Consider the following 20,435-nt stretch of genomic DNA (forward strand, 5'->3'; position numbering starts at 1 on the left):
CAGCCGCACGCCTACCCCAGCCGGTCGCGGATCCGTCCGCGCATGGAGGTCATCGTGAAGCCCTTGGGGTCGATCTTCCCCGGCTGCCACTCCAGGTGGCCGATCACGGAGCGTTCCGTCCAGCCGTGGCGGCGGCAGACCGCGGCGGCGGCGCGCTCGATGGCTTCGAGCTGGGCGGCCGGCCAGGGGTCCTTGCCGTTGCCCAGGTTCTCGCACTCGAAGCCGTAGAAGCGGGCGTTGCCGTCGGTGTTGGCCTCGTTGTCCTTGGGGAGCGGGGTCTCGGCGATGACGGCGCGCAGGACGTCGTCGTCGCCGAGGCCCGCGTGGTTGGCCCGTCCGTACCCGACGAGGTGGACGCGGCCGTCCTTGGTGATGACGCCGTGGCACAGGGGGCCCGGCAGTGACGCGTGCCCGTCGCGGCAGAGGTCGACCGTGCGGGCGGTGCCCGATGTCACGGTGTGATGGATCATCACACCGTGCACCGGGCCCCACTTGCCCTGGTGATTGCGGTGGTGATGGCGCCAGTCGCCCACCTGAACGACTGTCAGCCCCTCGTCCTTCAACGCGTCCAGGAAACTGCTCGCGGTCAGGGGAGTGGCCATGACCGCCTCCTTCGCGGAGCGCGACGGCCGCCGGATGCGGACCGCCTCCTTCCGCTCTCATACCGCAACGCCCGTGCCCGCGACACGTGTTCAGGCCGTGTTCGGGCAGGCGTGCGAGCTGATCCGGTCAGCGAAGGCGGCCGGAGGGGCGGGTCAGCCGCGCGCGGAGGACGCGGAGGAGTGGGTCAGCCGCGCAGGAAGCCGTCGCCGTGCGTCGCGATGTGGCTCTCCAGGGCCTGGAGCGCCTGCGCGGTGGCGTCCGGCGAACCGCTGCCCCGCCGCTCCGCGTAGTACGCGGCGCCCAGCTTCTTCAGCAGATCGCCGCCCGCGCGCTGCGCCTGCACGTCGTCGAGCTTCTGCTTGCCCTGCGTGAGGCCCCGCTGGGCCTGCTCCTTCGCGCGGTCCAGAAAACCTGCCATGGGAACGACTCCTGTCGATGGTGCGAGTTCGGTTTCGCTGCCGCCGCGACTGCCGGGCATTCGCGACTGGGTGACGGGGTGTACGGCGGATGCGCGTACCCGGTGAACGGACGGACAGATCATGGAGTTCCCTCGAACGGAATCCGTACGCCGCGCCGAAAGAAATCGTCACTCTGCCCCGTCCGGGGGCTTCCATTCCCCCTCGTTTGTGTAATGGCAGCCGCACGGTCCGTGCTGAAAGGCTTCTGCTCGCAGGTCAGCTGCACCATCGGGAGGGCAAAAGTCATGTCGGTAGGCGAAGAGATCCGCACAGAGCAGTCGAAGCCTCAGCAGAGTCTTGCCACGTCGGCCGCGCGGAATCTGGCCACCACCACCAAGTCGGCACCGCAGATGCAGGAGATCAGCTCGCGCTGGCTGCTGCGGATGCTGCCCTGGGTGAATGTCCAGGGCGGCACATACCGAGTGAACCGGAGGCTGAGCTACTCCGTAGGCGACGGCCGGGTGACGTTCGTGAAGACCGGTGACGACGTGCGCGTCATCCCCGCGGAGCTGGGCGAACTGCCCGTGCTGCGCGACTTCGGGGACCAGGAGGTGCTGGGCCGGCTCGCCGAGCGCTGCGTCCAGCGGGAGTATGCGGCGGGGGATGTGATCACCTCGTTCGGCAGCCCGTCCGACGAGGTGCTCCTGCTGGCGCACGGCAGGGTCGAGAAGATCGGCACCGGGCCGTACGGCGACGACGCCGTCCTGGGCGTACTCGCCGACGGCGCGTACTTCGGTGAGCAGGCCCTCATCGACCCGGACGCGATCTGGGAGTACACCGCGCGCGCGGCCACCGCGTGCACCGTGCTGGCCCTGCCCCGGCAGGACCTGGAGGAGGTCGCCGAGCGCAGCGAATCGCTCCGTGACCACCTCCAGCAGCTCCTCTCGGTGCCGGCGCAGCGCGCGAACAAGTACGGCGAGAAGGAGATCGACCTCTCGGCGGGCCATGTCGGTGAGGCGGTCCTGCCGGGCACCTTCGTGGACTACGAGGCGGCGCCGCGCGAGTACGAACTGAGCGTCGCCCAGACGGTCCTGCGCATCCACACGCGCGTGGCCGACCTCTACAACCAGCCGATGAACCAGACCGAGCACCAGTTGCGGCTCACCGTCGAGGCGCTGAAGGAGCGCCAGGAGCACGAGCTGATCAACAACCGGGAGTTCGGCCTGCTCAACAACTGCGAGTACGAGCAGCGGATCCAGCCGCACGACGGCGCGCCGACCCCCGACGACCTGGACGAACTCCTCAGCCGTCGCCGGGGATCCAAACTCTTCCTGGCCCACCCGAAGGCGATCGCCGCGTTCGGCCGCGAGTGCAACAAGCGGGGTCTGGTCCCGGAGAGCGTCGAGGTCGCGGGCAGCCGCATCCCGACCTGGCGCGGGGTGCCGATCTTCCCGAGCAACAAGATCCCGATCTCCGACGCCCGTACGACGTCGATCATCTGCATGCGTACGGGCGAGGACGAGCAGGGCGTCATCGGCCTCCAGCAGACGGGCATCCCGGACGAGATCGAGCCGAGCCTGTCCGTCCGCTTCATGGGCATCAGCGAGCAGGCGATCATCTCGTACCTCGTGTCGACGTACTACTCGGCCGCCGTCCTCGTGCCCGACGCGCTGGGCGTCCTGGAGAACGTTGAGATCGGCCGCTGGCAGTGACCTACACGGACGCGGGGCCGGGCGTGGTGGCCCCGCGGACGCCGACCGAAAGGCGCGATCCCATCGAGCGGAAGCCGTCCCGGGCGGATGCGGATGCGGGTGCCGGAATCGGGGCGGGCGCGGATCCCGGCGCCGGGGCGGACGTGGGTAACGCCGAGGCCATGGCGATCCTGGAGGGGGCCAGGACCGGTGTGGATCCGGAGCTGCGGCGGGCCGTGGGGAGCATGCCGGGCCCGCTACGCCGCATCGCGCGCTACCACTTCGGCTGGGAGCACGCCGACGGCACCCCGGCCACGGGCAACGCGGGCAAGGCGATCCGGCCCGCGCTCGTCCTCACCGCGGTCCGCGCGCTCGGCGGGCAGCCCGCGACGGCCGTACGGGCCGCCGCGGCCGTGGAGTTGACCCACAACTTCACCCTGCTGCACGACGACGTGATGGACCGCGACGCCACCCGCAGGCACCGCCCCACCGCGTGGTCCGTGTTCGGTGACGCGGACGCCATCCTCGCTGGGGACGCGCTCCAGGCACTCGCGTACCGCCTGCTGGCCGAGGACCCGCACCCGGCCGCCCCTGCGGCGGCTGCCCGGCTGGCCTCCTGCGTGATCGAACTGTGCGCGGGACAACAGGCCGACACCGCCATGGAGCGTCGCAGTCCGTACGAGGTGACGCTCGACGACAGCCTCGCCATGGCCGAGGCGAAGACAGGGGCGCTGCTCGGCTGCGCCTGTGCCCTGGGCGCGCTGTACGCGGGCTCGGGAGAGGAGGAGGTGGAAGCGCTGGACGCGTTCGGCCGGGAGGCGGGGCTCGCGTTCCAGCTCATCGACGACGTGATCGGCATCTGGGGGGACCCGCGCCGCACCGGCAAGCCGGCGGGGGCCGATCTGCTGGCCCGTAAGAAGTCCCTGCCCGTGGTCGCCGCGCTGGCCTCGGGCACCCCGGCGGCGGCCGAACTCGCCGCGCTGTACGAGGCGCCGGCGGACGAGGCCGATCTCGAACGCACCGTGCAGGCCGTGGAGGCGGCCGGCGGCCGGGACTGGGCCCAGCTCCACGCCGCCGACCGGATGGCGCGCGCCTTGCACCAACTGTCCCGCGCGGTCCCGGATCCGGAGGCGGCGGGCGGGCTCCTCGCCCTCGCGGAGTTCGTGACGCGCCGCACGAACTAGGGGGTACGAGTTCCGGGGGTCCGGACTCCGGGGCGTGCGGGTTCCGGAGGGACGGACTCCGGTGCGTGGGCGCCGGATTCGGAGTCGGGGGGACTGGCTTCGGGCCCCGGTGTCGGGGGGTGAGTGGGCGGGGCGGCAACCAGCCGTCCCGCCCACTCGGCGTGCGCGGCTCGGGGCGGGAAGGTGACGACAGGCCCTAGGCTCGGCCGCCGCGGGGCCGAGGCGGCAGGGTCGAGGTCCGGGTACCGAGGGGTGGGCGGCATGGACGTGGCGATCCGGACGGCGGGGGAGAGCGACCGGGAGGCCGTGACCAGGCTCCTGGACGTGACGTTCCAGGACGACCCGGTGAGCAGTTGGGTCTTCCCGGACCCGGAGTACCGGCGCACGACACACCGGGCCCTGATGGGGGCGTTCCTCCATGTCGCGCTGACCGAGGGGCGGGTCGACCTCACGGAGGACGGCGACGCGGTGGCGCTGTGGCTGTCGGTACCGGACTCCGGAGGGGAGGCCGGTGCGGAGGGCGCCGATGCCGACGAGGCGGTGCAGCTGCGGGAGGCGGTCGACCCGGACAACGAACGCGTCGAACTCGTGGCCCGGTTGACCGGCGAGATCCACCCGGAGGGCGCCGCGCACGAGTATCTGCTGCTCATCGCGGTCCACCCGGACCGGCAGGGCGACGGATTGGGCAGCGCGCTGATGCGGCCGGTGCTCGACCGGTGCGACCGGGACGGGGTGGCCGCGTATCTGGAGGCGAGCAATGAGCGCAGCCGGTCGCTGTACGAGAAGCTCGGCTTCCGTTTCATGGGCCGGACCGTGGACCTGCCGGACGGGCCGCACATGTGGCCGATGTGGCGGGACCCGCGGCCGGGACGCCGCTGATTCCCTTGTAACCACTGCACCTGTACCACTATAAATGCAGTGGTACGTGTCCGAGTGAGGGCGTCGGGTTCATGAAGGGAACCGGTTTGCGTAAGTTGACCTATTTCGTGGCGGTGTCGATCGACGGGTTCATCGGGGGTCCCGACGGAGACGCGGAGATGTTCATGCCGTTCGTGGACGAGGAGTTCCTGGAGTTCCTCAAGGGGGAGTACCCGGAGACGATCTCCGCCGAGGGCCGCCGGATGCTCGGCCTCCAGGACCTGAGGCACCGCCGCTTCGACACCGTCGTCCAGGGTCGCCGCAGCTATGACCTGGCCCTGGCCCGCGACATCACCAGCCCGTACGGGCATCTGCGCGAGTACGTCGCCTCGCGCACCCTGGAGAAGTCGCCCGACCCGAATGTCGAGATCGTCTCGGACGACCTGGTCGGCAAGGTCCGTGAACTCAAGGCGGAGGACGGTGAGTTCGACATCTGGCTGTGCGGCGGCTCGGAGATCGCGGGCGAACTGGTCGGCGAGGTCGACGCACTCGTCCTCAAGACGTATCCGATGATCCTCGGTTCGGGCATGCCGATGTTCGCCTCACCGCTGTCGGCCGACGCGTTCACCCTCGACTCGGCACGGACGTTCGGCAACGGGGTGCTGGTACGGACGTACAACCGGACCAGGTGAGGGGGTCGGGGTCCGGCCGGTATCGTCGGCGCGCGTGACCGCACCGAACAGACGAGCGTTCCTGGCCGTTGCCCCGCAGTACACCCCGACCCGGGACCTGCTGTCGGCGGCGGCGCGACGGCGGGGCCTGGAGGTCGAGGTGCTGCCCGCGCGCGGCGGAGCGGGGGAGCTGCGGGGGCGGCGCGGCGGGCACTACTACGGGGGACCCGGGTTCGCGTCCGGAGTCGTCGGGGACCTCGGGATCGCGCTCCTGGAACCGTCCGACACCTGGCTCTCCGCGCTGCCGACGCGGTACACGGGCCGCCGCGTCGTCACCACGGACGTGGCCACGGCCCGCGCGCTCACCGGCCCGGCCTTCATCAAACCGCCGAGCGACAAGAGCTTTCCGGCGGGGGTCTACGGGGGTGGGGGAGCCGCCGGTCTCCCTCGCGACCCCTCACCCGGCCTCCCCCCTGGCCTCCCGCCCGACCTCCCGCCCCGCCTCCCCGTGCAGGTCAGTGAAGTGGTCGGCTGGGCGGCGGAGTTCCGGTTGTTCGTCGTGGACGGGGAGGTCCGGACCGGCTCGCAGTACGCGACCTTCGGCCACCTGGACGCGGTGCCGCTCGACGGGCACCGGCACCGGGCCGCCGCCCTGGAGTTCGCGGACCGACTCCTCGCCGACCAGGGCGCCACGCTGCCCGGCGCCGTCGTCGTCGACATAGGGCTCCTGTCGACGCCGGACCACGGCACCGGCGACAACTGGGCGGTCGTGGAGGCGAACATGGCGTGGTTCAGCACCTGTTACGCCGCCGAGCCGGACCGGGCCCTGGACGCGGTCCTGCGCGCGGCGGGCCCCCGCGAGGACGTACCGGACCGCGACCTGCCGTTCGTCAGCCCTTCAACCGTTCCGCCAACTCGTCCTCATCCGTGAGGAACCACATCTGCTGCCCCCGATTGCACTCACGCACGAAGTCACGCAGCGCCGAACTGGCCTCCGTGTGCGAGGAGATGTCGCCGATGATCGCGAGCCCCAACCGGTAGTTGGCGAACTTCTGGATGATGTCGCCGGCGATCCGCGTACGCAGTTGGAAGAACGCCGGGTCGAACCGTTCGACGGGAACGGCGACCCACCGCGCCCCCTGATACCCGGCGTCACCGATGAGATCCAGTGCGTCCCGCTCACCGCCGATAGGCTCACCGTCGGCAGGGCACATCAGAACCGGCACGTCATGGACCGTCCGCAAGCTGCTCATGGGACCCGAGGCTAACCTCAACTCACCTGCGAAACCCGCTAATTACCCCCGTACCGCCGCCGTACTCCTCCTGTACGCTGATCGACTTGACTGCGATACCTGGTGCCGGCACCGGCACCGGTATCGGTATCGGTAGGGGATGCGGGGGCATCATGGGCACCGAAGGCGCGCGGGGCGTGGAGCTGGCGGTTCATCCGGGGGGCGAGCTGGGCTCGCTGCGGAAGTGGCTGGTACTGGCCGGGGTTCCGGAGGGGGAGATCCGGCGGACTCCCGGTACGCCGGGCCCCGGGGAGCAGGGCGCGTTCGATGTGCTGAGCGTGCTGGCGGCGAGTACCGGAGTGGTCGCCGCGATCAAGATCCTGCCGCAGTATCTGCGGGCGAAGCGCAGCGATGTGTCCGTCACCGTCGAGGTGGGCGGCAAGAAGCTGACCGTGGACGCCCGCAATGTCGAGGAGGTCATGCCGATCCTGGAGCGGCTCCTCGATGACTGACGGCATGGCCGATCGCCCCACAGATCCCCCCACCGGTCCCCCCACCGATCGCCCGGCCGACCGGCCGCTGCACGACTACGCGCGGTCCCGGGCCGTACTGATCGGCACCTGGGCCTACGACCACCTCCCCGCGGTGCGCGCCGCGGAACACAGCCTGCACCGTATGTACCGGCTGCTCACCGGCCCGCGCTGCGGCTGGCCGCCCCAGCGGGTGACCGTGGTGCCCAACGAGCCGGGCCCCGGCGACCTGCCCGACCGGCTGCTCGACCTGTTCGAGGACACCACCGACGTGGCGCTGTTCTACTACGTCGGGCACGGTCAGATCGACGACGAGGACCAGTTGTGCCTGGGCCTGGTCGGCTCCCGTACCGAACCGCACCGCCGTGCGACCACCAGCCTGCCGTTCACCGCCGTACGCCGGTCCCTCGTGCACTGCGCCGCCGCCACCAAAGTGGTGATGCTGGACTGCTGCTTCTCCGGCCTCGCCACCCACCGCGAGCACACCCTCGCCGGATCGGCCGCGGACGTCCTGGAACGGGCGTCGCGGACCGGCGCGTACACGATGACCGCCAGCAGCGCCGACACCACCGCCTGGTACGAGACCGCCGACCACCTGACCGCACCGCAGACGTACTTCACGAAGTACCTCGCGGACCTGGTGGAGGCCGGGATTCCGGGTCAGCCGGCCGGGCTGAGGCTGCATCCGCTCTTCACCCGGCTGCACGACGACCTCGTACGCGACGGGCGGCCCGTCCCGCAGGAGCGCAGCGTCGACGCGGCCCGCGACTTCGTGTTCGCCCGCAATGCGGCGCCGCAGGACACGATCCTCGACCCCGAGGAGGAGCTGGCCCGGCTGCGGCGGCGGGTCGCCGAGATCGAGGCCAGGGAACTCGCCCTGCGGGCGGAGGCCGACGAGCGGAACCGCGAGGTCCAACTGCTGCGGGAGCAGGTCGGCCGGGCCCGGAGCGGATCGGGCGCCGAGCAGCTCCGTACCGCCGAGAGCGAGCTGGAAGGCGCCACGGCCGCTCAGGACGCCGCCCACGCCGCGCGTGAGCAGGCCGTCGTGGAGCTGCGCAAGGACGTCGCCGAGCGGTCCCCGGTCTCCACGGTCCTGGGCATCGACATCACCGAGCACCGTCTCGCCAACGGCCTGCGCGTGGTGCTCTCGGAGGACCACAACACGCCGGTCGCCGCCGTGAACGTCTGGTACGACGCGGGCTCCCAGCACGACCCCGAGGGCCGCACCGGCCTGGCGCACCTCTTCTGCATGCTGATGTACCAGGGCTCCCGCCAGGTCAAGGGGAACGGCCACTTCGAGCTGGTGCAGAACGCCGGCGGCTCGCTCAACGGCACCACCAGCTTCGAGCGCGCCAACTACTTCCAGACCGTCCCCGCCCACCAGGTCGAGCTGGTCCTCTGGCTGGAGGCCGACCGCATGGGCTCGCTGCTCGACACCATGGACGAACAGACCCTGGACTGGGCACGCGACATCGTGCGGAACGAACGCAGACAGCGGTACGACAACGTCCCCTACGGCAACGCGTTCGAGCGGCTGGTCGAGATGGCCTACCCGGAGGGCAGCCCGTACCACCACACGCCCATCGGTTCGAACGCCGACCGGGACGCGGTCACGCTGGAAGAGGCGCGTGCGTTCTTCCGTACCTACTACACGCCCGACAACGCCGTGCTCTCCGTGGTCGGGGACATCGACCCCGAACAGACACTCGCCTGGGTGGAGAAGTACTTCGGCTCCATCCCGGCGAGCGGGGAGCGGCCCGTACGGCGCCCCGGCGAACCGGCCGGGCGGATGATGACCGGGGAGCAGCGCGAGCACCTGGTCGACGACGTGCCGGCCCGCGCCCTGACGGCCGCGTATCTGCTGCCGCACGACGGCACCCGCGCGGCGGACGCGGCGGACCTGGCGCTCACCGTCCTCGGCGGCGGTGAGTCCAGCCGCCTCCACAACCGCCTCGTGCGCCGCGAACGCCTCGCCGTCACCGCCTCCTTCGGTCTGCTGCGGCTCGTCGGCGCGCCGTCGCTCGGCTGGCTGGACATCAAGGCCGCCGGCCACGCGGGCGCCGAGACCCTGGACGCCATCGAGGCCGCCGTCGACGAGGAACTGACCCGCTTCGCCACCGAGGGCCCCACCCCCGCGGAGATGGACCGCGCCCAGGCGCAACTGGAACGCGAATGGCTGGACCGCCTGGGCACGGTCGCCGGCCGCGCCGACGAACTCTGCCGCTACGCCGTCCTCTTCGACGACGCCCAACTGACGAAGGGCGCCCTCGCCAACGTCCTCGACATCACCCCCGAGGAAGTCCGCACAACGGCAACCCGCTTCCTGACCCGGGCCAACAGAGCACTCCTCACGTACGAGCCGTATGGGGACGAGTGACCTGACACCTAAGAGGAAAAGCCCGCACCTACCCGCGAGGTACGGGGGCGGATGCGGGCTGGCGGGCGAGGTGGGCCGGGGTTGGTCCGGCCAGGGCACCCGGTCGGGGTCACGCTTCTTGGTCTCCTGGTAATGGGTGGGTCGGTGACCTGCGGGGATGGTGGCCGCCAAGCACCGACGGTTATCCGACTTTCGGAGCCTGGCCTTTTACTGCCCGGCTTCCTGCTCTGCACGACGTTGACTACACGCCGGTCGCCCAGTCATTCAGGGAGTAGGCCGTTTCGCGAACACTGATATCGACCAACTCGCTTAGCTCACCGAAGTCGTAGGAAGGGAAGTACTGAGGCACTAGGCCAAAGACCGGCTGCTCCAAATCTACCTTCGCGGTATCAGCCCCGCTCAGCAAGTTGTAGTGCATCAAGGTGTTCCGGAACTCTCGCACCGCACCATCCGTGATGACACCCGCGGCATCTTTATTGAGAATGGTCTCCAGTGCCGCGTTAGATGAAGGTGACAGTGGATAACGGGAGTCCTCTTTGAGAATTTTTAGGCTCAGCAATACTTGATACAAGGTGACCAATAGCAACTGGCCCTCGATGTGCCGCTGTGTATCTTCGAAGAGCTTCAGGCTATGCCTAGCCCGAGCACAGACTTCCTTGGCTTCCGCAGAGAATCCGTCAAACACCGCAGGACTGACTGCCTGAGGCTTCCTTCTTGCTTCGTGAAGCACTATTGAAAGATACGGAGTCATGCATAGAGATATGATCCACGATATACCGGCAGCGTCCCCTGCCTGCAAGTCGCGAAACAATCGGCCAACATAGTCGGCATCTCTCGCCACACCTGCCTTGATGACGTCTTCGTTCACGGACAATGTCGGCCTCTCATTTGAGCGAGTTGAGATTTCCTTCCTTGCTCATGCGGTGGGCGACTGGTTTCCATTCCGGGCACCGTGGTCGGTCGCAGTCGACATCTCTTATGTCCAGCCATCGAAGGAGACCTGTGGGCCTCCCGCGAGATACCGGTGGAGTGCGCTGTAGGTGGTCTCCACAAACTCCTCGGGGATGGCGTCGGCGTCGGCCCAGCGGACCTGGGAGTGCTTGCGCGGCTCGCGATTCTGGGGTTCGCCGGTCCAGTCGTGGGCGGCGAACACGACCGTGAGGAAGCCGTTGGGGGCTTCGACGCCCCAGGCGCCGTGGATGATGTGGGCGACCTTGAGGGCTTCCGGCTTCACCGTCAGGCCGGTCTCTTCGTACAGCTCGCGGACCGCCGTCTCCGTGATGGGCTCGCCCGGTTCGCTCTTGCCGACGGGGAGGTCCCACAGGCCCTGGGCGAACTTGGCGTTCTCGCTGCGCTGGAGGAGGACGACGCGGTTGGTAGCCGTGTCGTGGACGATGACGGCGGCGACCAGCAGGGTCATGGATTCGAGCGCAGGCTTGAGGGCCTTCGGCTGGTCGTCGGTCTGCTGGGCCACGGTGTTCCCTTCGTCGGGCGGGTTGTTGGGCATGTTAGGCGAGGGCCTCGCGGGCGCGACGGGCGAGATCGGCGGCGCCGGGCACTTTGCGGCGCTGGTAGACCGCGAGGGTTGAGCGGATCGAGGTGATCGCCTTGCGCGTGCGGTCGGAGGTCATGCCTTCCATGAGGACCAGGGTTTGCGTCCAGGCGGCGATGGCTTCGTCGGCGCGGGCCTGAGCTGCGAGGCTGTCGCCGAGGTCGGCGTAAGTGAGGGCGTGGACGCGCTTGTACTTCACTGGGTCCCAGCGCACCAGAGCGTCGCGGTGTTGTTGCTCGGTGCCGACGTGATCGGCGAGGTCGGTCAGGGTGCGGGCGGTGTGGCTGGCGACGGTGCCGGCGGCCGGGCCGCTGACGCGGGAGTAGCTGGGCTGGAGGCCGTCGTCGCGCAGGAGGGCGTTTTCGGCGGCCAGCAGGGCGCGGGCCGCTGCGGGCTTCGCGCCTACGGCGGCGTAGGCGCGGCGTGGGTGATGTGGAGCAGGGCTTCGGTCTGGCCGTCGACGTGGCCCAGGCCGCGAGTGAGGGCTCCTTCGACCAGGTCGACGCAGTGGTGGGGCTGTTTGAGGCTGAGGGACTGATGGGCGAGGGCGCGCATCATCCAGGAGGCGTGGCCGCGCGGGTCGGCTTCGCAGGCGAGTTGGTAGCCGACCTGGTAGTAGCGCTGCGCGGCGCCTTCCTGGCCGAGGTCGTGGTGCTTCCACCCGGCGAGGTAGGCGAGTTCAGCGACCGCGCCGAAGGCCGCCTGCCGTAGGGCTTCGTTCGGGAATCGACCGCGAAGCATGGGAGCGGCGGTGTCGGCGAGGTAGGCGGTGACCGTGGTCAGGCCATGGCCGCCGCCGAGGCGTTCGTCAGCCGCACTGAAGGCTGCGGTGATCTGCCGTACGACCTCCGCGTCCTCCATTCCGACCAGCGCGCTGCCGGTGCGGGCCCGCAACATGCGGGCGGTGGCCTCGTGATCGTAGAAGAGTGGCATAGCCACGCCGGCCGTAGTGAAGGCCGCCACGGCGAGGAAACGGCGGTGCTCGACGTCGGCACGGCCCAGATCGGTGGCAGCCAGAACCGGATCGGGCTCCTCAGCCACCGCTGCTTCCGGTGCGCGAAGGCCGATCTCGCCCAAGGTGATGGTGCGGCCTGCTCGTCGGGACAGCGCCTCAGCGAGGTACTGCCCGGTCCGTCCGGTCGGCCGGCGTGTGCCGTTCGCCCAGTGCGAGACGGCCGACTTGTTGGTCTGGAGGATCTCGCCGTTCTCGGCCGCGATACGCCGGATGTCCTTCGCCAGCGCCTCGTACGTGCAGCCGATCGCCTCGATGACGTCACGCAGACGGGAGTTGGGACCCCTCGGCGCTGCTGCCACGATCGCCTCCACTCAGGAGCTGTAAACCGCGTATACCGCTTCAACTGCCTCTCACCGTACCCACTGTGCGTGACGGAGGGTTCACTAAACATCAGCCGCCCAGTCCCGGTCCGACACCGTGACCAGGCTCCCCCTTCTGCCGGGCGGCCCCCGAAGTTCCGTACGCCTACACCGGGTTCGGGCATTCCTATGCCTGCGCCCGGCCGATCAGAGACGGAGACACGGTGACCACCATCGACACCGCGGCCATCACGGTCGTACTGCCCGAGGCGTTCGACGAGCGCTGGAGCCGCCTGCCCGGCATCCACGTCGACGGCCGGCGCCTCACCATCGACCCGGCCGAGTACTTCTTCCGCTTCGAGTCCAACACCTGGCTCGTCGCCGACTGGGAGCTGGTCAAGTCCCAGCTCTTGGGCGTGGAGGAGACCACCGAGAGTGCGGTCGAGCAGCTGGCGCTGGACTTCATCAAGACCCGCGCCGAGTCCACCTCGGACGCCGCCCGCGTGCTCGCCACCGCCTACGAGGTGTACGCCTACCTGTTCCGCGACGAGCACCTCGCTGGCCTCGGCCTGGCGCAGATCACCGCCGACCACCTGCGCATGCTGCGCGAGGCGGCCACGCTCATGGCGCTCAACAAGGTGGAGCTGGACGGGCACATCTCCAACGTCGGCCCGTGCTGGTTCTTCCCCGCCGCCACCTCCGTCGTCTTCGACCTGGACGACGAGATGGGCGGCATGCTCGACGGGGTGTACCACGGCGGCTGGTTCAACGAGCACCGCCGCATCGAGTCCATCAAGGCCCACGCCGCCCTCGGCGGCCGGCTCGTGCACGGCTGCCAGTCCGTGCCGGACCAGTCCGGCGGCGTCATCGCACCCTACGGTGCCTCGATGACCACCTTCCGCGACGACCTCGCGGCCTTGAAGTCCGGCTGGATCGAGCGGGTCTATGCCCACCGCGTGAGCCCTGCCGCGTAGCACCACACCGCACGCCAGGCTCCGGGGAGGGCCGGCACCTCTCGCCCGCCCCGGATGCCTTCAACCTCTCTGGAGCCCCCACGTGACCGTGAACCCAAGCGCCGAACTCCTCGACAACCTGCTCACCATGGCCGGCCGGACCACCGCCGTGCGCGAGGAAGTGCGCGTGTGGTCCATGTCCGGTGTCGAGCGCCTGACCTTTCCCGACGCCACCACCGCGATCTTCAAGTACGCGAAGCGGCCCTTCGACAGAGAGGACCAGGCCCTCCGTCTGGCGCACACGCTCGGCGTCCCCGTCCCACAGGTCCACGCCTCCGCCGTGCTGGACGGCTGGCTCAGCATGCTCATGGAAGACCTCGGCCCCGCCGTCCGCGACGCCGACGACCTCGACGGCACCACCGCGGCCGTGGTCCTGCACGGTACGCGGACGGCTCCCGCCTTGCCGATCCTCGATCAGGCCCGCCTCCGCACGCTGCCGAACCGGGCCCTGGAACACCTCGCGCTGCTCCGCAAGGCCGAGCGCTGGCAGGACGCGGACGACATCGAGGACGCGCTCGACCGGATCGCCCAGGCCGCCGAGGCGCGCTCGGCCGGTACGACCGTGGCCCCGTTCGGCTGGGTGCACTCCGAGTTCCACCCCACCAGCCTTCACATCGGCCAACACGGTTGGCGGCTGCTGGACTTTGCCCGCGCCTTCACTGGCCCCGGCCTGCTCGACCTCGCCAGCTGGCACGGCACCCTCGAAACCCCCGACCCCGTACGCCTGCGGGTCTTCCTGGAGCAGTACGTCACCGCCGGCGGCACCCCCGATGTCCTCACCCGGCGCGGTGGACTGACCGCCGAGAACTGGGCTCTGGGCTGGCATCGCGTGTGGGCCGTCGAGTGGTTCATGGAGCAGTCCGTCCGCTGGATCAACGACCCGGCCACCGACCCCGCCTACATCAAAGCCGTACGCCGCCATCTCACCGACGTCCTCCACCTCCTGGAGGTCTGACGTGCTCGCCCAGGCATCCCCCTGGCACGTCCACGCCCTTCAGCGCACCACGGCCAGCCCCGCCGAGCCGCTGTCGGTACCCGCGCGGATGGAATGGACCACGCGGCCCGGCAGCGGGCCCGGAGCCGAGATCCTCGGCACGGACCTGCGCCGCAAGCGGCTGCTGGAACTCGGCTGCGGCCCCGGCCACAACGCCGCCCATCTCGCCACCCGCTACGGCGCTCAGGTCACCGGCGTCGACCTGGTCGGTCTTCAGGTCCGCCGAGCCCGCTCGCACTACGGCCGGCTGAACAACCTGACCTTCGTCGCCGGCCACGCTCTGCACTACCTGCAAGCCTCCGACGAACACTTCGACGCCATCTACTCCGTCTTCGGAGCCATCGGCCTGCTAGCCCCCGAGCTTCTGCTCCCGGCCATCGCCCAGCACCTCAAACCCGGGCGCACCCTCGCCTTCTCCGTCCCCCACCCCCAGCGCGGCGGCCTGCGCCCCACCACCGACGACCGGCCCCGCCGGGACTACGTCACCCTCCCTGACCGCACCCGACTGCCCATCGCCCGCTGGGACTTCGACGTCATCCGCTGGGAGAAACACCTCGACCGCGCCGACCTCTGGCTTACCTCGGCACAGGAGTTCCACGACGCCCGTCGCTGCCTCTGGCCCACCACCCTGCTGATCACCGCGCGCAAGCTCTGACCCCCACCCCACCCACAGGGAGAACCCATGCGCCAGCCCTATTTGCTTCTCGACGTCGACGGCGTCCTCATACCCTTCCCCGCCGCCGATGGGACCACCCCGGCCACCCACGACCGCCACGATGTCGTTCCTGCCGGCCGCAGCGCCGACAACCCGGTCACCATCTGGCTCAACCCCGCACACGGCCCCCTGCTCGTGCACGTGATCCGAACCGGCCTGGCCACCCCCGTCTGGTGCACCAGCTGGCGCCAGGACGCCACCACGCTGATCGGACCGCTCCTAGGTCTCCCGCCTCTGCCCTACGTCGATCTCCCACGTCCGCAGATCACGACCAGCCACCCCAACGGCTATCTCTGGAAACGAGACCATGTCGATGTCTGGTTGGGCGACACACCCGTTGCTTGGGTCGACGATGACTTCACCGCCCTCGACCACGCCTGGGCAGCAGAGCGGAGGGCGCGTGGAGTGGCGACTCTCCTGATCCAGCCCCATCCCCACGTCGGGTTGTTGACCGAGCACCTGGCTGAGGTCATGGGATGGGTTGGTCGGCTTTCCGACCTGCGAGCCAGCGATCCCTCTCCTGCGTCCGGACCGAAGCAGCCTGACGCGATCACAGAGCAGGACGTCAGCACCGGCAGACAGCCAACTGCTTGATCTATCGATGCCGTCACGCATCTCGCCGCACGCCCCTCCAAGGAGTGGCTGTTCACGATGGAGGAGCGCGAGCCGCTCAACTACCGCCGCTGGAAGACGGAGTGGAACCGCGCTCGCAGGGCGCTCCAGGCGGCGGAGAACGAGGCAGCCGAGCGCGAGGGCCGCAAGCCCGTCGAGCTGCCGTACATGGTGACCCACGACCTGCGGCACTTCTACGCCTCCGCGCTCATCGCCGGCGGAGCGAGCGTCAAGCAGGTTCAGCTGGTCCTCGGCCACGCCTCCGCCGTCATCACACTGCGGATCTACGCCCACTTGTGGCCGGGCGAAGAAGACCGCACCCGGACCGTCAGGGACGCCGTTCTCGGCGGCCTGCGGACCGGGTGCGGACCGGTAGGCGATACAACCCGCGTAACCGCAGGTCAGACGGCCTAGCCATAGATCAAGCCTTCTTCGTCTCCCAGAAGATCTTGTCGATCTGGGCGATGTGGTCCAGGGCCTTCTGGCCCGTTGCCGGGTCTGTGGACGCCTTTGCGGCCGAGAGGGCCTTGAGGGTGTCGTTGACCAGCTGGTGCAGCTCCGGGTACTTCTCGAAGTGCGGGGGCTTGAAGTAGTCGCTCCAGAGCACCGAGACATGGTGCTTGGCCAGTTCGGCGCGCTGTTCCTTGATCACCGTGGCGCGGGCCTGGAAGTGCGGGTCGTCATTGGCGGCCATCTTTTCCTGCACGGCCTTCACCGACTCCGCCTCGATGCGGGCCTGGGCCGGGTCGTAGACACCGCAGGGCAGGTCGCAGTGCGCGCTGACCTTGACCTTGGGGGCAAACAGGCGGGAGAGCATGGAGCTGTCCTTCCTCGTGATCGTCTTCTCAGGTGGGACATTACTCCGTGAGAGGCGGGTTTTCGCGAGTGCCCCCATGGGCTTAGGACAAAAGTCCAGGGTGAGACTGGGACTGGTGGAGGAACGGACCGGGAGGTGGCTGATGCCGGAAACAGCGGAAGACCAGGAGGTCCGCGCGCTGTTCGGGATCGCTGAGGTGGAGGGGCCGTCCATGGTGCCCACGCTGTACCAGGGAGACCGGGTACTCGTGCGATACGGCGCCCGGGTGAAGCCCGGAGACGTGGTCGTCCTGCGTCATCCGCTTCAGCAGAATCTGCTCATCGTCAAGCGTGCGGTGGAGCGCAGGGACGGCGGCTGGTGGGTGCTCGCCGACAATCCGGGCGCGGGCGCGGACAGCACGGTGTACGGCTCCGTGCCCGAGGAGTTCGTACTCGGCCGGGTCCTGGGCCGCTACCGGCCGCGCCGCCGGGAGCCGGATCAGCGGCCCTGGGCCGGCGTCGTCACCTGGGCGGTGTCGGCCGTCCGGCCCTTGCTCCCCGCCCGGTCACCCCGGTCGTCGCGGTCCGCCCGGTCGGCCTCCAGGCGCTTGCGCGCGCGGTAGGCGGCCACATTGGCGCGGGTCGCACAGCGGTCCGAGCAGTACCGCCGCGACCGGTTGGTCGAGGTGTCGAGATAGGCGTTGCGGCACGGCGCTGCCTCGCACAGGCCGAGCCGGTCCACGCCGTACTCGGTGAGGTGGAAGGCGAGCCCCATCGCGGCGATGGCGGCGTACCCCGCGGTCGCGTTCGACGGGTGGTCCGCCAGGTGCATGTGCCACAGCGGGCGCCCGTCGTCGTCCCGGTGGTCGTGCCCCGAGATCTGCGGGCTGACCGGGAACTCCAGGAGGAGTGAGTTGAGGAGGTCCACGGCGAGCGTCTCGTCGCCGCCGTCGGCCGCCTCGAAGACCGACCGCAGCCGTCCCCGCACCGAGCGGAAGCGGGTCACGTCGGCGTCGGTGGTGCGCCGCGCCGCCGACTGGTTGGCGCCGAACAGGCCACGTACCGCGTCGACCGACGTCAGCGCGTCCTTGCCCCGCCCCGGCTCCTCGCTGTTGACCAGACGTACGGCGTAGTCCGAGTAATAGGCCAGTTCCACTTGTAGTCCTTACCGGGGCGGTCTATCGTCGTGCGAACAGTGAGTAATGGCCGCCTGTGCGGCCAGGGTATTACCAAGCGTAGTACGGGGAGCGGCCCGGCGAGCGGGTCCCACGGCGGCGGTGAGGAGTGTCGATGACGGACATGGCGGAGATGGCGGGGGCGGCGCAAGCCGTTGGCGCCGACGGAGGCAGCGACTGGCGGGCCTGGCAGGAGAGCTGGGACCGGCAGCAGGAGTGGTACATGCCCGACCGCGAGGAGCGGTTCCGGGTCATGCTGGACATGGTCGAGGCGACCGTGGGCCCCGCACCCCGCGTACTGGATCTCGCCTGCGGTACGGGAAGCATCACGGACCGCCTTCTGCGGCGGTTCCCGGACGCCGTCAGTACCGGCGTCGACCTCGACCCGGCGCTGCTGACCATCGCCGAGGGCACCTTCGCGGGGGATGACCGTGTCTCCTTCGTGACCGTCGACCTCAAGGACCCGGACTGGACGGACCGGCTGCCGTATCCCACGTACGACGCCGTCCTCACCGCCACCGCCCTCCACTGGCTGCACCGGGAACCGCTCGCCGCGCTGTACGGGCGGATCGCCACCGTGGTCCGGGACGGCGGGGTCTTCATGAACGCCGATCACATGATCGACGAGTCGACGCCCCGGATCAATGCCGCCGAGCGCGCGCACCGGCACCTCCAGATGGATCGGGCCAAGGCGGCCGGCGCGCTCGACTGGGCCGAATGGTGGGAGCTGGCCGCCCAGGACCCGGTACTCGCCGCGCCCACGGCCCGCCGCTTCGAGATCTACGGCGAGCACGCCGACGGCGACACCCCCTCGGCCGACTGGCACGCCGGCGTCCTGCGCGAGCACGGCTTCGCCGAGGCCCGCCCGGTCTGGCGCTCCCCGTCGGACGCGCTGGTCCTGGCCCTGAAGTGACCCCCAGCAGGCCGGTGGGGCGGTACGGAATCTTCCGTACCGCCCCACCGCGTGCATCCGGCGTGTCCCGGACCCCGCGCCCCGCCCTACAGCACCTTCGACAGGAAGGACTGCGTCCGCTCGTGCTGAGGGTTCGTCAGGACCTCGCGAGGATGGCCGGATTCGACGACCACACCGCCGTCCATGAAGACCAGCGAGTCACCGACCTCCCGCGCGAAACCCATCTCATGGGTGACGACGATCATCGTCATACCGGACTCGGCGAGGTCCCGCATGACGTCCAGGACGTCACCGACCAGCTCCGGGTCCAGGGCCGACGTCGGCTCGTCGAAGAGCATCAGCTTCGGGTCCATCGCCAGCGCGCGGGCGATCGCCACCCGCTGCTGCTGCCCGCCGGAGAGCTGCGAGGGGTAGCTGCCCGCCTTGTCGGCGAGGCCCACCCGGTCGAGGAGCTGCGCCGCCCGCTCGCGCGCCGCCGCCCGGCTGACGCCCTTGACCTGGACCGGCGCCTCCATCACGTTCTCGACGGCCGTCAGATGCGGGAACAGGTTGAACCGCTGGAACACCATGCCGATGTCCCGGCGCTTGAACGCAACCTCGCTGTCCTTCAGCTCGTACAGCTTGTCGCCCTTCTGCCGGTAGCCGACCAGCTCCCCGTCCACGTACAGCCGCCCGGCGTTGATCTTCTCCAGGTGGTTGATGCAGCGCAGGAACGTCGACTTGCCGGAGCCGGACGGGCCGATCAGGCAGAACACCTCGCCCTGCTGGACCTCCAGGTCGATGCCCTTGAGGACCTCGACCGGACCGAAGGACTTGTGGACGCCCTCGGACTTCACCATCGCGGTCATGCCGTGGCCCCCTTGCGGCTCGACAGGGAGAGCACGTTCCTTAGGACCTTCTGCCAGGGCGTGGGCGGCAGTTGGCGGCTGGAGCCACGCGCGTAGTACCGCTCGATGTAGTACTGGCCCACGCTCAGGACCGACGTCATGATCAGGTACCAGGCGGCGGCCAGGAAGTACATCTCCACGGGTGCGCCCGATGTCTGTCCGATGTCCTGGGCGTATCTGAAGAGTTCCGCGAACTGCACCGCCGACACCAGCGAGGTCGTCTTCAGCATGTTGATGACCTCGTTGCCCGTCGGGGGCACGATCACGCGCATGGCCTGCGGGATGACGATGCGGCGCAGCGTCTTCTGGTGGCTCATGCCGAGCGCGTGGGACGCCTCGGTCTGGCCCTCGTCGACCGAGAGCAGACCGGCGCGGCAGATCTCCGCCATGTACGCGGCCTCGTTCAGGCCGAGACCGAGCAGCGCCGTCAGGAACGGCGTCATGAACGAGGACCAGTAGTCCTTGTAGATCGGGCCGAGGTTGATGTACTCGAAGACCAGGCCGAGGTTGAACCAGACGAAGAGCTGGACCAGGACCGGCGTACCCCGGAAGAACCAGATGTAGAACCACGCGATGGACGACGTGACCGGGTTGCGCGACAGCCGCATCACGGCGAGCAGCACACCGCCCAGGATGCCGATCGCCATGGAGATGACCGTCAGCAGGAGGGTGTACCCGACGCCCTTGAGGATGCGGTCGTCGAAGAAGTAGTCGGGGATCGCACCCCAGTTGATCTTGCCCTGGGCGAAGGCGTAGACGATGGCGACCAGGACCGCGATCGCGATCAGCGCGGCGAGATACCGCCCGTAGTGCCGGACCGGCACGGCCTTGATGGCCTCCGGTCGTGCGGACGGCGGGGTGTCCTGCGGGCCGCCGGCCGTCTTCTCGATGTCAACGGACACGGGTGTTGCCTTTCAACGG

The 20,435-nt window shown here is 69.5% G+C and carries 21 protein-coding genes and 4 pseudogenes; 15 read left to right on the plus strand and 10 right to left on the minus strand.

Features of this window, described 5'->3' with window-relative positions:
- Positions 1-11: 11 nt before the first annotated feature.
- A complete protein-coding gene (locus ACIQNU_RS13580) occupies positions 12-602 on the minus strand; it encodes an N-acetylmuramoyl-L-alanine amidase (protein WP_401365418.1) in 591 nt (196 codons plus the stop codon).
- Positions 603-787: 185 nt separating this feature from the next.
- Positions 788-1,021: a hypothetical protein gene (locus tag ACIQNU_RS13585; RefSeq protein ID WP_401365420.1), complete on the minus strand. Its 234-nt coding sequence runs from the start codon at positions 1,019-1,021 to the stop codon at positions 788-790.
- 285 nt (positions 1,022-1,306) lie between these two features.
- Between ACIQNU_RS13585 and ACIQNU_RS13590 the strand changes: the two genes are divergently transcribed.
- The 5 genes from ACIQNU_RS13590 (at position 1,307) to ACIQNU_RS13610 (ending at position 6,336) form a co-directional block, all read left to right on the plus strand.
- Positions 1,307-2,713 carry a family 2B encapsulin nanocompartment shell protein gene (locus tag ACIQNU_RS13590; protein WP_401365422.1) on the plus strand — a complete coding sequence of 469 codons (1,407 nt, stop codon included), beginning with the start codon at positions 1,307-1,309 and terminating at the stop codon, positions 2,711-2,713.
- Positions 2,704-3,876, plus strand: a complete 1,173-nt coding sequence (locus tag ACIQNU_RS13595; protein ID WP_401365646.1) for a family 2 encapsulin nanocompartment cargo protein polyprenyl transferase — start codon at positions 2,704-2,706, stop codon at positions 3,874-3,876. Before ACIQNU_RS13590 ends, ACIQNU_RS13595 begins: the two co-directional genes overlap by 10 nt.
- Before the next feature lie 261 nt (positions 3,877-4,137).
- The gene (locus ACIQNU_RS13600) at positions 4,138-4,755 is read left to right on the plus strand and encodes a GNAT family N-acetyltransferase (RefSeq protein ID WP_401365424.1); all 618 of its coding nucleotides are present in this window, start codon (positions 4,138-4,140) and stop codon (positions 4,753-4,755) included.
- 86 nt (positions 4,756-4,841) lie between these two features.
- Positions 4,842-5,426, plus strand: a complete 585-nt coding sequence (locus ACIQNU_RS13605) for a dihydrofolate reductase family protein (protein WP_401365426.1) — start codon at positions 4,842-4,844, stop codon at positions 5,424-5,426.
- A gap of 34 nt (positions 5,427-5,460) precedes the next feature.
- Positions 5,461-6,336 carry an ATP-grasp domain-containing protein gene (locus ACIQNU_RS13610; RefSeq protein WP_401365428.1) on the plus strand — a complete coding sequence of 292 codons (876 nt, stop codon included), beginning with the start codon at positions 5,461-5,463 and terminating at the stop codon, positions 6,334-6,336.
- Here ACIQNU_RS13610 and ACIQNU_RS13615 read toward each other — a convergent pair.
- Positions 6,296-6,658: a DUF4180 domain-containing protein gene (locus ACIQNU_RS13615; protein ID WP_401365430.1), complete on the minus strand. Its 363-nt coding sequence runs from the start codon at positions 6,656-6,658 to the stop codon at positions 6,296-6,298. The two genes, ACIQNU_RS13610 and ACIQNU_RS13615, sit on opposite strands and share 41 nt — an antisense overlap.
- Before the next feature lie 86 nt (positions 6,659-6,744).
- On the opposite strand from ACIQNU_RS13615, the gene ACIQNU_RS13620 reads away from it, so the two are divergent.
- The 3 genes and pseudogenes from ACIQNU_RS13620 (at position 6,745) to ACIQNU_RS13630 (ending at position 9,544) form a co-directional block, all read left to right on the plus strand.
- A complete protein-coding gene (locus tag ACIQNU_RS13620) occupies positions 6,745-7,149 on the plus strand; it encodes a hypothetical protein (protein ID WP_401365432.1) in 405 nt (134 codons plus the stop codon).
- A 4-nt stretch (positions 7,150-7,153) separates the two neighbouring features.
- Positions 7,154-7,927 (plus strand): annotated as a pseudogene (locus ACIQNU_RS13625) (caspase domain-containing protein); the annotation flags it as partial.
- Positions 7,928-8,260: 333 nt separating this feature from the next.
- Complete coding sequence (locus ACIQNU_RS13630; protein ID WP_401365648.1) at positions 8,261-9,544, plus strand: M16 family metallopeptidase; 1,284 nt, start codon at positions 8,261-8,263, stop codon at positions 9,542-9,544.
- Between the two features lie 241 nt (positions 9,545-9,785).
- On the opposite strand, the gene ACIQNU_RS13635 is transcribed toward ACIQNU_RS13630, so the two are convergent.
- The 3 genes and pseudogenes from ACIQNU_RS13635 to ACIQNU_RS13645 all read right to left on the minus strand — a co-directional run bounded on the left by ACIQNU_RS13635 (position 9,786) and on the right by ACIQNU_RS13645 (position 12,422).
- Positions 9,786-10,412 (minus strand): hypothetical protein, encoded by a 627-nt coding sequence (locus ACIQNU_RS13635; RefSeq protein WP_401365433.1) that lies wholly within the window; start codon positions 10,410-10,412, stop codon positions 9,786-9,788.
- Between the two features lie 108 nt (positions 10,413-10,520).
- Positions 10,521-11,051 carry an NUDIX domain-containing protein gene (locus tag ACIQNU_RS13640; protein ID WP_401365434.1) on the minus strand — a complete coding sequence of 177 codons (531 nt, stop codon included), beginning with the start codon at positions 11,049-11,051 and terminating at the stop codon, positions 10,521-10,523.
- Between the two features lies 1 nt (position 11,052).
- Positions 11,053-12,422, minus strand: a pseudogene (locus ACIQNU_RS13645) (tetratricopeptide repeat protein).
- A gap of 212 nt (positions 12,423-12,634) precedes the next feature.
- On the opposite strand from ACIQNU_RS13645, the gene ACIQNU_RS13650 reads away from it, so the two are divergent.
- The 5 genes and pseudogenes from ACIQNU_RS13650 to ACIQNU_RS13670 form a co-directional block, all read left to right on the plus strand.
- The gene (locus ACIQNU_RS13650; RefSeq protein WP_401365436.1) at positions 12,635-13,384 is read left to right on the plus strand and encodes a hypothetical protein; all 750 of its coding nucleotides are present in this window, start codon (positions 12,635-12,637) and stop codon (positions 13,382-13,384) included.
- Between the two features lie 82 nt (positions 13,385-13,466).
- Positions 13,467-14,378 (plus strand): aminoglycoside phosphotransferase family protein, encoded by a 912-nt coding sequence (locus ACIQNU_RS13655; RefSeq protein ID WP_401365438.1) that lies wholly within the window; start codon positions 13,467-13,469, stop codon positions 14,376-14,378.
- A 1-nt stretch (position 14,379) separates the two neighbouring features.
- Positions 14,380-15,072, plus strand: coding sequence for a class I SAM-dependent methyltransferase (locus ACIQNU_RS13660; RefSeq protein WP_401365439.1), 693 nt, complete (start codon positions 14,380-14,382; stop codon positions 15,070-15,072).
- A 27-nt stretch (positions 15,073-15,099) separates the two neighbouring features.
- Positions 15,100-15,726, plus strand: coding sequence for an HAD domain-containing protein (locus tag ACIQNU_RS13665; RefSeq protein ID WP_401365441.1), 627 nt, complete (start codon positions 15,100-15,102; stop codon positions 15,724-15,726).
- A 12-nt stretch (positions 15,727-15,738) separates the two neighbouring features.
- Positions 15,739-16,158 (plus strand): annotated as a pseudogene (locus ACIQNU_RS13670) (tyrosine-type recombinase/integrase); the annotation flags it as partial.
- Between the two features lie 7 nt (positions 16,159-16,165).
- On the opposite strand, the gene sodN reads toward ACIQNU_RS13670, so the two are convergent.
- Positions 16,166-16,561, minus strand: a complete 396-nt coding sequence (gene sodN, locus ACIQNU_RS13675) for a superoxide dismutase, Ni (RefSeq protein ID WP_151785818.1) — start codon at positions 16,559-16,561, stop codon at positions 16,166-16,168.
- Positions 16,562-16,703: 142 nt separating this feature from the next.
- On the opposite strand from sodN, the pseudogene sodX reads away from it, so the two are divergent.
- A pseudogene (sodX, locus tag ACIQNU_RS13680) lies at positions 16,704-16,994 on the plus strand (nickel-type superoxide dismutase maturation protease); the annotation flags it as partial.
- 44 nt (positions 16,995-17,038) lie between these two features.
- On the opposite strand, the gene ACIQNU_RS13685 reads toward sodX, so the two are convergent.
- Positions 17,039-17,695 (minus strand): CGNR zinc finger domain-containing protein, encoded by a 657-nt coding sequence (locus tag ACIQNU_RS13685; RefSeq protein WP_401365444.1) that lies wholly within the window; start codon positions 17,693-17,695, stop codon positions 17,039-17,041.
- 134 nt (positions 17,696-17,829) lie between these two features.
- Between ACIQNU_RS13685 and ACIQNU_RS13690 the strand changes: the two genes are divergently transcribed.
- Positions 17,830-18,627, plus strand: coding sequence for a class I SAM-dependent methyltransferase (locus ACIQNU_RS13690; protein ID WP_401365446.1), 798 nt, complete (start codon positions 17,830-17,832; stop codon positions 18,625-18,627).
- Between the two features lie 86 nt (positions 18,628-18,713).
- Here ACIQNU_RS13690 and ACIQNU_RS13695 read toward each other — a convergent pair whose 3' ends face one another.
- Both ACIQNU_RS13695 and ACIQNU_RS13700 read right to left on the minus strand, forming a co-directional pair.
- A complete protein-coding gene (locus tag ACIQNU_RS13695; protein ID WP_401365448.1) occupies positions 18,714-19,475 on the minus strand; it encodes an amino acid ABC transporter ATP-binding protein in 762 nt (253 codons plus the stop codon).
- The gene (locus tag ACIQNU_RS13700) at positions 19,472-20,416 is read right to left on the minus strand and encodes an amino acid ABC transporter permease (RefSeq protein WP_401365449.1); all 945 of its coding nucleotides are present in this window, start codon (positions 20,414-20,416) and stop codon (positions 19,472-19,474) included. Before ACIQNU_RS13700 ends, ACIQNU_RS13695 begins: the two co-directional genes overlap by 4 nt.
- Positions 20,417-20,435 lie beyond the last annotated feature (19 nt).

The sequence above is a fragment of the Streptomyces sp. NPDC091292 genome, from assembly GCF_044757265.1.
Lineage (GTDB): Bacteria > Actinomycetota > Actinomycetes > Streptomycetales > Streptomycetaceae > Streptomyces.